General features: G+C 75.1%; 9 protein-coding genes. 3 read left to right on the top strand and 6 right to left on the bottom strand.

What is annotated here, in order from left to right:
• Positions 1–71: 71 nt before the first annotated feature.
• The 3 genes from ACY0MR_RS06060 to ACY0MR_RS06070 all read right to left on the bottom strand — a co-directional run bounded on the left by ACY0MR_RS06060 (position 72) and on the right by ACY0MR_RS06070 (position 5,007).
• Positions 72–1,418 (bottom strand): wax ester/triacylglycerol synthase family O-acyltransferase, encoded by a 1,347-nt coding sequence (locus ACY0MR_RS06060; protein ID WP_388795286.1) that lies wholly within the window; start codon positions 1,416–1,418, stop codon positions 72–74.
• Positions 1,419–1,679: 261 nt separating this feature from the next.
• Positions 1,680–3,659: a SpoIIE family protein phosphatase gene (locus ACY0MR_RS06065; RefSeq protein ID WP_473561709.1), complete on the bottom strand. Its 1,980-nt coding sequence runs from the start codon at positions 3,657–3,659 to the stop codon at positions 1,680–1,682.
• Between the two features lie 160 nt (positions 3,660–3,819).
• Positions 3,820–5,007, bottom strand: coding sequence for a DUF6777 domain-containing protein (locus tag ACY0MR_RS06070; RefSeq protein WP_473559629.1), 1,188 nt, complete (start codon positions 5,005–5,007; stop codon positions 3,820–3,822).
• A 198-nt stretch (positions 5,008–5,205) separates the two neighbouring features.
• Here ACY0MR_RS06070 and ACY0MR_RS06075 point away from each other — a divergent pair, with 198 nt between their 5' ends.
• From ACY0MR_RS06075 to ACY0MR_RS06085, 3 genes are read left to right on the top strand one after another with little or no spacing between them, the layout of a single operon-like run.
• Positions 5,206–6,114, top strand: coding sequence for a YndJ family protein (locus tag ACY0MR_RS06075; RefSeq protein ID WP_388796226.1), 909 nt, complete (start codon positions 5,206–5,208; stop codon positions 6,112–6,114).
• Positions 6,111–6,662, top strand: coding sequence for a DUF1990 family protein (locus ACY0MR_RS06080; RefSeq protein ID WP_473559631.1), 552 nt, complete (start codon positions 6,111–6,113; stop codon positions 6,660–6,662). The genes ACY0MR_RS06075 and ACY0MR_RS06080 overlap by 4 nt, the downstream gene beginning before the upstream one ends.
• Before the next feature lie 22 nt (positions 6,663–6,684).
• Positions 6,685–8,091: a lipase maturation factor family protein gene (locus tag ACY0MR_RS06085; protein WP_473559633.1), complete on the top strand. Its 1,407-nt coding sequence runs from the start codon at positions 6,685–6,687 to the stop codon at positions 8,089–8,091.
• 93 nt (positions 8,092–8,184) lie between these two features.
• Here ACY0MR_RS06085 and ACY0MR_RS06090 read toward each other — a convergent pair whose 3' ends face one another.
• The 3 genes from ACY0MR_RS06090 to ACY0MR_RS06100 form a co-directional block, all read right to left on the bottom strand.
• Positions 8,185–8,355, bottom strand: a complete 171-nt coding sequence (locus ACY0MR_RS06090; RefSeq protein ID WP_361861679.1) for a hypothetical protein — start codon at positions 8,353–8,355, stop codon at positions 8,185–8,187.
• Between the two features lie 292 nt (positions 8,356–8,647).
• Positions 8,648–10,132, bottom strand: coding sequence for an SDR family NAD(P)-dependent oxidoreductase (locus tag ACY0MR_RS06095; RefSeq protein WP_388795300.1), 1,485 nt, complete (start codon positions 10,130–10,132; stop codon positions 8,648–8,650).
• A gap of 88 nt (positions 10,133–10,220) precedes the next feature.
• Positions 10,221–10,934 carry a (2Fe-2S)-binding protein gene (locus ACY0MR_RS06100; protein WP_473559635.1) on the bottom strand — a complete coding sequence of 238 codons (714 nt, stop codon included), beginning with the start codon at positions 10,932–10,934 and terminating at the stop codon, positions 10,221–10,223.
• Between the last annotated feature and the right edge of the window lie 6 nt (positions 10,935–10,940).

Here is a 10,940-nt window from a genome sequence, read left to right on the forward strand (position 1 = left end):
CGCACGGGTGACCGGGACGCCTGCCGGACCCGTGCGGGTCCGGGTCCCCCGGGGGTCGGCACGTCACCGGGCTACGGCGTCCCGGGCGGGTCCAGGAGGTCGAGTTCGGCCGTGAGGGCGCGGGCCAGCGCGTCGAGGTCGGGAACCGCCTCGCCGTCCGCGACGAGGCCGATGTGGACCTGTCCGCCGTACGGGGACATGGCCACGGCGAGCGACTGGCCGCGGGCGAGCGGGGCCATGGGGAAGAGCGCGCGCAGCGGCGCTCCGCCGAGGGAGAGCGCCGAGCGGGGCAGGGGCACCTGGGTGACCAGGAGGTCGAAGAGGAGCCGGGCCGCGCCCGCGGCGAGGGGTGCTCCGAAGCGGTGGGCGAGCGGGGGCAGCTGGTCGGCGAGGAGGGCGACGGCGCCGGCGCCCCTGAGGGGGCCGGCGGCCTTGTTGCGGTCCATGGCGCCGCGGACGGCGGTGAGCCGGGCCGCCGGGTCGGCCTCGGTGACGGGCAGGTCGAGGAGGTAGCCGGAGAGGCTGTTGCCGGAGCGGGCCGGGGTGCCGGGGCGGCGCCGGGAGACGGGGACGAGGGCCCGGGGGTCGGCTCCGGGGAGCGGTCGTCCGCGCCCGTCGAACCAGCGGCGGAGCGCCCCGGCGACGAGGGCGAGGAGGACGTCGTTCGCGGTGCCGCCGGTGGTGCGGCGGATCCGGTGCACCCGCTCCAGGGGCAGCGAGGCGGTGGCGATCCGGCGGGTGCCGCTGGACTCGGCGGCGAGGGCGGCGGTGGGCCGGCCGTCGAGGCGGCTGGCGCGGACGACGGAGGCGCCGACCTCGACGGCCCGGCCGAGGTCGCCGAGCCGGTCGCGGGCCAGGCCGAGGAGGCGCCCGGGGCCGGGGAGCCAGGAGCTCGGGGGCACGGGCCGGGCGCGGCCGGCGGGGCGGCGGCCCGCGGCGATCTCGTCGAAGATGCCGGCGCCGATGGCGACGGCCCGCATCCCGTCGGCCAGGGCGTGGTGGAGCTTCACGAGGACGGCGAAGGAGCCGTCGGGGGCGCCGCTGAGCAGGTACATCTCCCAGGGCGGCAGGCCGCGGGCGACGGGGCGCTCCATGAGTTCGGCGGCGAGGTGGGCGGCCTCGGCGGTGAAGTCCGCGCCGGGGAGGGTGATCTCGTGGACGTGCCGGAGCACGTCGAAGTCGGGGTCGGCGCTCCAGGCGGCGCCGCCGACGGGCAGCAGGACGTCGCGGACCCGCATCCGGAGCCGGGGCACGGCGGCGGCGCGGCGGGCGAGGAGGCCGAGGACGTCCGGCGGCTCCTGGCCGGTGCCCTCGGGGGCGGGGCCGAAGTGGGCGAGCGCCCCGAGGTGCAGGGGGTGCGCGGTGGATTCCAGGTGCCAGAAGGCCAGGTCTAGCGGTGCCAGTAGCTCGCTGCTCACGGGTGTCCTCACGTACATGCGGCGCGGAGAGCCGGAAGCACGAAGTCAATCGCGCACCGACAGTTACGGTCAAGTACGATCAGTGCACGCTCTGTTAACAGTCGCGGTCTTGTGTAAAAAGTCGCCCCCGGACGGGTGGGACGGTCGACTCCCGGCGGGTGGGGCGCTCGACTCCCGGCGGGCGGGGCGCTCGGCTCCCGGCGGGCGGGGCGGCCGGCTTCCGGCAGGTGGGGCGCTCGACTCCCGGCGGGCGTGACGCGCTCAGTCCGGCACGGTGAACTCGCACCAGACGCACTTGCCGCTCCCCCGCGGCTCCACGCCCCACGCGTCGGAGAGCTGGTCGACGAGCAGCAGGCCGCGGCCGGACACGCCCGCTTCCCCCGCCTCACGGCGCCGGGGCAGTGCGCTGGAGCGGTCCTCGACCTCGACCCGGAGCCGCCGCCCGGAGCCGCCGAGGATCCGCAGGGTCACGATGGCCCCGCCGTCGGTGTGCATCAGGGCGTTGGTCATCAGCTCGTCGGCGACCAGCTCGATCTCGTCGGCGCGCTCGCCGGCGCCCCAGGCCCGGACGGCGGCCCGGATCATGTGCCGCGCGGAGCTCAGCGCCTCGGGGTCGCTCTGGGCGACGTGCTGCCGGAAGCGTCCCGCCCCGGGTGCGGCGCTCGCGCTCTCGCGGCGCAGCAGCAGGATCGCGACGTCGTCCTCGCCGCCCCGGTCGGCGACCACGTCGCACAGGTGGTCGGCGAGCTCCTGGAGGTCGGCGGGCCCGCGCCGGACCAGGGCGGAGAGCCACTGGAGCCCCTCGTCGAGATCGGCTCCGGGCTTCTCGACGAGGCCGTCGGTGTAGAGCATCAGGGTCTGGCCGGAGTCCAGCTCCAGGGTGGTCGCCGGATAGTCGAGCCGGCCGAACTCGGCGGAGAGTCCGAGCGGCAGACCGCCCTCCACCGGGATCCGGCGGCACCGTCCGTCGACCTCCCGGATCAGCGGGTCGACGTGGCCCGCGCGCACCACCTGGACCACTCCGGTGCCGAGGTCGACCTCGGCGTACGTGCAGGTGGCGAAGCGGTCGGTGTCGAGTTCGTGGAGGAAGACGGAGGCGCGGGCCATCACCGTGGACGGGGTGTGGCCCTCGGCGGCGTAGGCGCGCAGCACGATGCGCAGCTGGCCCATGACGGCCGCCGCGTGGGTGTCGTGGCCCTGTACGTCCCCGATGACCGCCCCGACCCGGCCGCCGGGCAGCGCGATGAGGTCGTACCAGTCGCCGCCGACGTCGCGGCCGAGCCGGGCCGAGCGGTAGCGGACGGCGGTCTGCGCGCCGGGCACCTCGGGGATCCGGCGGGGCAGCATCGCCTGCTGGAGTCCCTCGGCGAGGTCGTGCTCCTGCTCGTAGAGCATGGCCCGCTGGAGGCTCTGGGCGATGCTGCTGCCCAGGGCCACGAGCAGGGTCCGCTCGTCCTCGCTGAAGCCGTTCTTGTCGCTGTAGAGGAGTCCGAGCGCGCCGATGGGCCGGGCCTGGGCGATGAGCGGCAGGTAGACGGCCGCGGTGATGCCGAGGCCGCTGATGTGCGGCCAGAGCACCGGGAAGGAGGCGGCGAAGTCCCGGGGCGACTCGATGAACCGCGGCCGCAGGGTGCGGATCACCTCGCTCATGGGGTACGGCTCGTCCACCCGGGTGAAGCGGGTGCCCGGCACGAAGGCCCCTTCGGGCCCCTCGGCGACCAGATGGATCCGGCCGGCGTCGAGCAGGCCCATCACGAGGCTCGCGGCGCCGAAGTGCTCCAGGGCGTGCGAGTCGTTCAGCAGGTCGATGACGTCCTGCACGGTCCGCGCGTAGGCGAGGGCGGCCGTGGTGCCCTCGACGACCCCGGCGCGGCGGCGGCGGCCCTCGTCCAGGCCGAGCCGGGCGGCGGACTCGGAGAGTTCGTGGGTGGCGTCCCGGACGACGCCGATGATGCGGACCGGGCGGCCGGCGGCGTCGCGGTGGACGATCCCCTGGGTGTGGGTCCACTGCTGCGCGCCGTCGCGCCGGCGGATGCGCAGGTAGGCGCCGTACTCCGTGCTGCCGTCCTTCAGCGCCTGGGCGACCAGGGTGTCGAGGCGGCGGGCCTCGTCCGGCAGGACCCGGGAGGCGAGCGACTCGGGGCGGCCGTCGTACTGCGCGGGGTCCATGTCGAAGACGTCGAGGGCGGCCGCGTCCATGGTCATCGTGCCGGTGAGCAGGTCCCAGTCGAAGCCGCCCATGCGGAAGACCGTCCCGAACGAGGCCAGGATCCGCGCCGCCCCGGTGTCCTCTCCCGCCAGGGCGCGGCTGAGCCGCTCGGCCGCATCCCCGCCCCCGCTGCCCGCGTTCATGGGGCCACGCTAGGCGCAGCCCCGCCCGTGCGCACCATGAAGATCCGCTTCACCCCTCGAAGGTCTCGGGCTGGTCCGGCACCGGGTCGGCGGGGAAGAGCTCCTCCGGCGGCAGCTCGCCGTCCGGCACGGTCGGCTCGCCGGGGGGTTCCGCGTACGGGTCGGCGGGGTCGGGCTGCGTCCGGGGGTCGGTGCGGGGGTCCGCGTACGGGTCGCCGTCGGGCACGGGGTACGGGTCGGGGTCGGCCGGGCTCGTACCGGTGCCTCCGGTCCCGGAGGAGTCGGGGAGCGGGTCCTGCGGCGCGGACGGGACGGGCGCCCTGGAGGGGGCGTCCGGCGAGGTGGAGTCGGGGGACGCGCTGCGGTCGGGCGCGGTGCCTTCGGCGAGGGCGCAGGTGTCCGGGTCGCAGTCCGGCTCCACGGCTGGCTTGCGGTCCTGGGCCCCGTCGCTGCCGGTGGCCCGCTCGATCCAGCTGCGGTCGGCGGCGTTGACGATGACCAGGCTGGTGACGACGGTGGTGGTCGGCCGGACGACGATCACCCGGTCGGGGTCGAAGTCGTCCCAGGGCTCGCCCTGGTGGATGCCCTCCCGGGCGGCGGCCGGGGTGCGGAGCGGGTTGCCGCAGGCGCAGCGGACGCGCGGGGAGCCGTACTGGTCGACGAGGACGGCCGTTCCGGTCTGGAGGACGGACTGGAAGGCGTTGGCCCGGCCGTCGCGGTAGCCGTGGTTGGTGACCCGGGTGTCCGCGCGCAGGACGACGGGAGTGAGGCCGCGCAGCCAGTCGGAGACGTTGCTCTCGGGGATCCCGGCGGCCTCGGCGAAGGCGCCGGTGCGGTCCTGGTCGGCGGTGAGGAAGGCGACCTGCCGCTCGACGTCGCAGCTGCCCTCCGCGCGCGTTCCGCCGTAGAGGCCGGGGGTGGAGCCGGTGACCTCGCGGACGCGCTCGCCCGCCGACTGCGGGCCGCCGGCCGGGGCGGGCGGCCGCCCGGTGATCCGGGCCGAGGACTCGGTGAAGGGGTCGGGGCCCTGGGCGGCGAGCGGCTGGAGCAGGACGTCCTGCGGCGCGCCGGCCGCGGCGGGCTGGGCGCCGCCGCGGGAGCCCTCCCAGACGGAGCTGCACCCCGCGAGGAGGAGGGAGACGGCGAGCGCTGCGAGCGCGGACCGGGCCGCGGCGGCACGGGGGGTCGTCCGGGAGGCGGTGGGGGTTCGCCGCGTCCGGCGGTGGGGTGAGCGCACCTGCTTGTCCCGCTTTCTCTCCCCGGGCCGCTGCGCCCGGCTCCGGCCAGTCCTCCATGTCTTTCGCAGTGCGCGGGCCCCCGCAAGCGGAGCGCCGCCGACCGTGTCCACCCGCGGGCTTGAACGCGTTCAAGAAACGCTCTACGCTCGGAACGTCCAGTTGAACACGTTCAAGTGGGGGGATGAGCAATGACCGCACTGTCGGTCCTGGTGGGCACGGTCGTCACGATCGGCATGCTCTGGGTGGTCCCGACGGGACTCGCGCTCCTCGACGGCCCGCGGCCGCCCGGACTCGACCCGCTCCGCCGCGCCTGGCCCCTGCTCGCCGCGCCCGGCGTGCTCGCCCTCTGGCTGCCGCGCTCCGGCCCCGCGACCGCGCTCGCCGCCGTCTACGCCCTCGCCACCCTGGCCCTCGCCCTCCAGGCCCCGGCCCGGCTGGTCCTGACCCGCTCCCTCGCCCCGGGCGAGATCGCCGTCCTCACCGCCCTGGTGGCCCCCTCGGTGGCCGGCCTCGCCCTGGTCGCGGAGCGGGCCTCGTACCCGCTCTTCGGCTTCGACCTGGACATCCTGGCGCTGACCGTCCCGCACTTCCACTTCGCCGGGTTCGCCGCCGCGCTCGTCGCCGGTCTCCTCTGCCGCGCCTCCGACGGCCCCACCGCCCGCTTCGCCGCCCTGAGCGTCCCCGCGGGCACCCTGCTCGTCCTGCTCGGCTACTTCGTCGACGACTGGGCCGAGCTGCTCGGCGCGGTCGTCCTGACGGCCGGCATGACGGCGGTCGCGGTCCTCACCCTGCGCGAGCGCCGCGCCTGGGCGGCGGACCGCTTCACCCGGGGACTCCTCGCCGTCTCGGCCCTGGTCCTCTTCGCCACCATGCTGCTCGCGCTGAGCTGGGCCCTGGGCGAGGCGACCGGCCTTCCGCACCTCGACCTCACCTGGACCGCCGCGACGCACGGCCTGGGCAACGCCCTGGGCTTCGCCGTCTGCGCCCTGCTCGCCCACCGCCGCCTCCGCCGGGACCCGCAGGACCCGGCGCACCCCCCGGCCCGCAGCGCCGCCACGACCACCGCCGTCCCCACCGCCCGCCCGCGAACGGAGTCCCCGGCATGACCCGCCTCATGAGCAGCCTGTCCCGGCCCCACCGCCCCCGCCCGACCCTCAGCTACCGCGAGGTCGGCGCCACCCGCACCCCGTCCACCCTCCCCGAGGGCTACCACCACCTGCGGTACAGCACGGTCGTCGGCCACGGCCGGGCCGCCTTCGAGACCGCCGGAACCGCCGTCACCACCTGGCGGATGCACCGCGCCACCGGGGCCCGGCTCCTCGCCGACGCCGAGCGGGCCGCGCCCGGCGTGGCCGTCGACATCTCGGCCGGACTCGGCCCGCTCCGGATCGGCGCGGCCTGCTCGGTGGTCTGGACGGCCCACGAGGACCGGCGCATCGGCTTCGCCTACGGAACCCTCACCGGGCATCCCGAGTGCGGCGAGGAGTCCTTCATGGTCCACCTGGAGCCCGACGGCACGGTCCGCTTCGCCGTCACCGCCTTCAGCCGCCCCGCCGTCTGGTACACCCGGCTCGGCGGCCCCGTGGTGCCCCTCCTCCAGCGGGCGTACGCGCGCCGACTGGGCGCGGTCCTCCGGCGCCTCGTCAGGACCTGACCCCGGGCCGATACTGGAGGGGATGGAGTGGTTCACCGCGCCCGACCACTGGCTGAGCCGGATCCTCTTCCAGCGGGGCCTCGCCGGGCTGTACTGCGTGGCGTTCCTGTCGGCGGCCCTGCAGTTCCGGGCGCTGATCGGGGAGCGCGGCATGCTCCCCGTACCGGAGTACGTGCGCGCGACCCGGCCGCGGCACACGCCCTCGCTCTTCCACTGGCGCTACTCCGACCGGCTCTTCGCGGCCGTCGCCTGGTCGGGCGCGGCCCTGGCCCTCGCCCTCCTCGCCGGCGCCGGGGACGCGGTGCCGCTACCCGTGTCGATGCTGATGTGGCTGGTGCTGTGGGGGCTGTACCTGTCCATCGTGAACGTGGGCCAGACCTGGTACTCCTTCGGCTGGGAGTCCCTGCTCCTGGAGGCCGGGTTCCTCGCCGTCCTCCTGGGCAACGACGACACCGGGCCGCCGGTCCTCGTGCTCTTCCTGCTGCGCTGGCTGCTCTTCCGGGTCGAGTTCGGCGCCGGGCTCATCAAGATCCGCGGCGACTCGTGCTGGCGCGATCTGACCTGCCTCTACCACCACCACGAGACCCAGCCCATGCCCGGGCCGCTGAGCTGGTTCTTCCACCACCTGCCGCGCCCGCTGCACCGGGCGGAGGCGGCGGCCAACCACGTCGTCCAGCTCCTCGTCCCGTTCCTGCTGTTCGCTCCCCAGCCGGTGGCCACCGTCGCGGCCGGACTGATGATCGCGACCCAGCTGTGGCTGGTGCTGTCCGGCAACTTCGCCTGGCTCAACTGGCTCACCATCGTGCTCGCCCTGTCCGTCGTGGACGCCTCCCCCGTCACCGGCACCCACCCGCGGCCCGATCCGCCGCTCTGGTACGTGGTCCTCGTGGTGGCCGCCACCGTGTTCGTCCTGGTCCGGAGCTACCGGCCGGTCCGCAACCTGCTCTCCCGCCACCAGGCGATGAACCGCTCCTACGACCCGTACCACCTGGTCAACAGCTACGGCGCCTTCGGCACCGTCGGGCGGACCAGGGACGAGATCGTGGTCGAGGGCACCGCCGACCCGGCGCCGCACGCGGGCACGGAGTGGCGGGAGTACGCGTTCAAGGGCAAGCCCGGCGATCCGCGGCGGCTGCCCGGCCAGTTCGCCCCCTACCACCTGCGGCTCGACTGGCTGATGTGGTTCGCGGCCCTCAGCCCGGGATACGCGCGCGACTGGTTCGGCCCGTTCGTCGAGCGGCTGCTCGAAGGCGACCGGGACACCCTGCGGCTGCTCGCCCGCAACCCCTTCCCCGACGCCCCGCCGGTCCACGTCCGCGCCCGGCTCTACCGGTACCGCTACACGACCTGGCGCGAGCTCCGGGCGACCGGCGCCTGGTGGCACCGGACGCTGGTCCGCGAGTACCTCCCGCCGACCCGGCTGCGGTGAGCACCAGGGGAGAGGCGGGGTTCCGGCGCCGCGCGTGCCGGTGCCCCCGGCCGCCGCGCGGCGGCCGGGGGCACCCGGTGAAGCGGGGGGGGATCAGTCGATGCCGGGCAGGATGTGGGGCTCGGCGAGGTCGTCCTCGTACCCCGCGAGACGGATCGGGGCCGCATGGGCCCACACGTCGAGGCTCCCCAGCTCGCCGTTCCTGCGGGGCCGTTCCTTGGGTTCGGACGGCCGCGGTTCCTGCTTCGTCAGTTCTGGTGTCACCGCGCACTCCTTCGTGTCGCGCTACCTGTGGGACAGATGCCGCTCGGTCGCGGTGGCGCCGTTCGTCGGGCGGGACCGCGGCCCCGGTGAAAGGCCTGTCCCTGGAAGGCCGTGAGGATGGTGTGTCTCCTCGGTGGCCGACCGTGACCCTCAGACTAACCAAATGAGCGCACATGCGCTCTACCGGGCTCCGAAGTGTGACGCGAACGGGTGAACCGAGCCGAAAGAGCGCCCCACCTGGCCGGTGGGGCGCTCTTGTCAGGACAGGGGGAGACCGCCGCGCGGCCGGCTCCTACCAGTTCGCGGGGGCGTAGTCCTTGAGGAAGCAGCCGTAGAGGTCGACGCCGTCCTCGCCGCGCACGATCGGGTCGTAGACGCGGGCCGCGCCGTCGACCAGGTCGAGCGGGGCGTGGAAGCCGGCCTCGGCCAGGCGCAGCTTGTCGAAGTGCGGACGCTCGTCGGTGATCCAGCCGGTGTCGACCGAGGTCATGAGGATGCCGTCGGTCTTGAACATCTCCTCGCCGCTGGTCCGCGTCACCATGTTCATCGCGGCCTTCGCCGCGTTGGTGTTCGGGTGTCCGGCGCCCTTGTAGCCGCGGCTGAAGACGCCCTCCATCGCGGAGACGTTCACGACGTACGAGCGGCCGCTCGCCGCCTTCTTCGCCGCCTCGGCCATCACCGGGCGCAGCTTGCTGATCAGGATGAACGGCGCCGTGTAGTTGCACAGCTGGGTCTCGAGGAGCTCGACCGGGGAGATCTGCTCGATGCTCTGCACCCAGGTGTTGGACTCGACGACGTCCGGCACGAGGCCGCCCGCGTCGATCGCGGTGCCGTCGAGGTGCTTGGCGATGGTCGCGTTGCCCGCGACCAGCGCGAGGTCGGCGACCTGCTGGGCCTCCAGGTCGCGCACGCCGACGGGGAGCTCGGACGAGCCGACGAGCTCGCCGACCGCACCGGAGTTGAAGGCGCCGATGACGTGGTGGGCGGGCAGCTCGCCGGCCGGCAGCCCGGCGTTCTCCCCCTCGACCAGGGCGGCGTACGCGGAGGGCAGCCGGCGCACCGTCTGGGTCGCGTTGTTGATGAGGATGTCCAGGGGCCCGGCCTCGGTCATCCGGTCGGCGAGGGCCACGGCCTGGGCCGGGTCGCGCAGGTCGATGCCGACGACCTCCAGCCGGTGCATCCAGTCCGCGGAGTCCTCCATCGCCTTGAAACGGCGGATGGCGTCCTTCGGGAAGCGGGTCGTGATGGTGGTGTGCGCGCCGTCGCGGAGCAGCCGCAGCGCGATGTACATGCCGATCTTCGCCCGGCCGCCGGTGAGGAGCGCGCGCTTGCCGGTGAGGTCGGCGCGGGCCTCCCGCTTGGCCCGGTTCTCGGCGGCGCACTTCTGGCAGAGCTGGTGGTAGAAGTAGTCGACCTCGACGAACCGCGTCTTGCAGACGTAGCAGGAGCGCGGACGCTGGAGTATCCCGGCGATCCGGCCCTCCTCGGTGACCGACGTGGGCAGGATGCCCTCGGTCTCGTCGTCGATGCGCTGCGCGGATCCGGTGGCCGTGGCCTCGGTGACCGCCTTGTCGTTGGCGGTCTTGGACGCCCGGCGCTCCTGGCGGCGGCGCTGCTTCACGGTCCGGTAGATCCCGGCGGTCGCGCGCCGGACTCGGATCGCGTCCGGGTGGTCGACGTCCAGCCGGTCGAGCTCGTCGAGGACGCTCAGGCAGACGGCCAGGCGCTCGGGGTCGATACCCGGCCCGTAGTCCTGGTCTTCTTCGGTCACCGTCATGGCCTTCGGGTTCCTCGTTCGCTCGTTCGTCACCGTGGGTGGGGCGCCGCCCTCCGGGGGTACTCACGAGACGGCGACCCACGCAACTTTACGGAGCCTCGGGCCGCCCCTCCAAACCCGTTCCGGGGGCGTGGTCGAAGACACAGTCGCCGCAGAGCCCCCCGGCGGGGCAGCGGTAGTAGAGGCAGCAGCTGGCACGGCGCAGCCGGGGGCCGCGGACCGTCCCGGCGAGGTCGGGGTGGTCGAGGAGTCCCGAGACGAGGCCGGCGGCCCGTGCGGCGGCGTCCGGGCGGCCGTGGGCGTGCGCCCAGCGGGTCAGCTCGCGCAGGGCGCCGGCCAGGGCGGAGCCGGCGTTGCCCCACAGCAGGCGCGGGGAGATGCGCCCGTCGCGGCCCAGTGCCGCGTGGAGGGGCACCAGGTGGGCCTCCTGGACGGCCGCGCGGAGGGCTTCGACGGTCGCGGGGCGGGTGTCGGAGCCCGCCCACCAGAGGTCGTCGGGCGAGGTGAGGGCCCCGTCCCAGGAGAGCTCGGTGGGGTCGAGGGCGGGGAAGCGGCCGTGCAGGGCGGCGGGCCCGAGGGCGGTCGACCAGAGCCGGGCGGCGAGCCCGAGGTGGGCGACGGACGCCCCGACGCGCCGCTCGGGGGCGCCGAGCCTGGCGGCGACGCGGTTCACGCGCGCGTGGAGAGGCCCGTCGTCGCCCGCGTAGAGCCGCGCGAGCGGCCGGTGCGCCCCGCCGCCCTCCGGCGCGCTGGTGCGCAGGGCGAAGAAGCCGCCCACGGACGCGCTCTCGACGAGATCCACCCGAGC

This window comes from Streptomyces sp. JN8 (assembly GCF_055808075.1).

Bases quoted from the DNA above. Each gene is read 5' to 3' on its own strand.
- ACY0MR_RS06065 (WP_473561709.1), bottom strand. From the start codon at position 3,659: ATGGGCGGCTTCGACTGGGACCTGCTCACCGGCACGATGACCATGGAC.
- ACY0MR_RS06085 (WP_473559633.1), top strand. From the start codon at position 6,685: ATGGAGTGGTTCACCGCGCCCGACCACTGGCTGAGCCGGATCCTCTTC.
- ACY0MR_RS06095 (WP_388795300.1), bottom strand. From the start codon at position 10,132: ATGACGGTGACCGAAGAAGACCAGGACTACGGGCCGGGTATCGACCCC.
- ACY0MR_RS06080 (WP_473559631.1), top strand. From the start codon at position 6,111: ATGACCCGCCTCATGAGCAGCCTGTCCCGGCCCCACCGCCCCCGCCCG.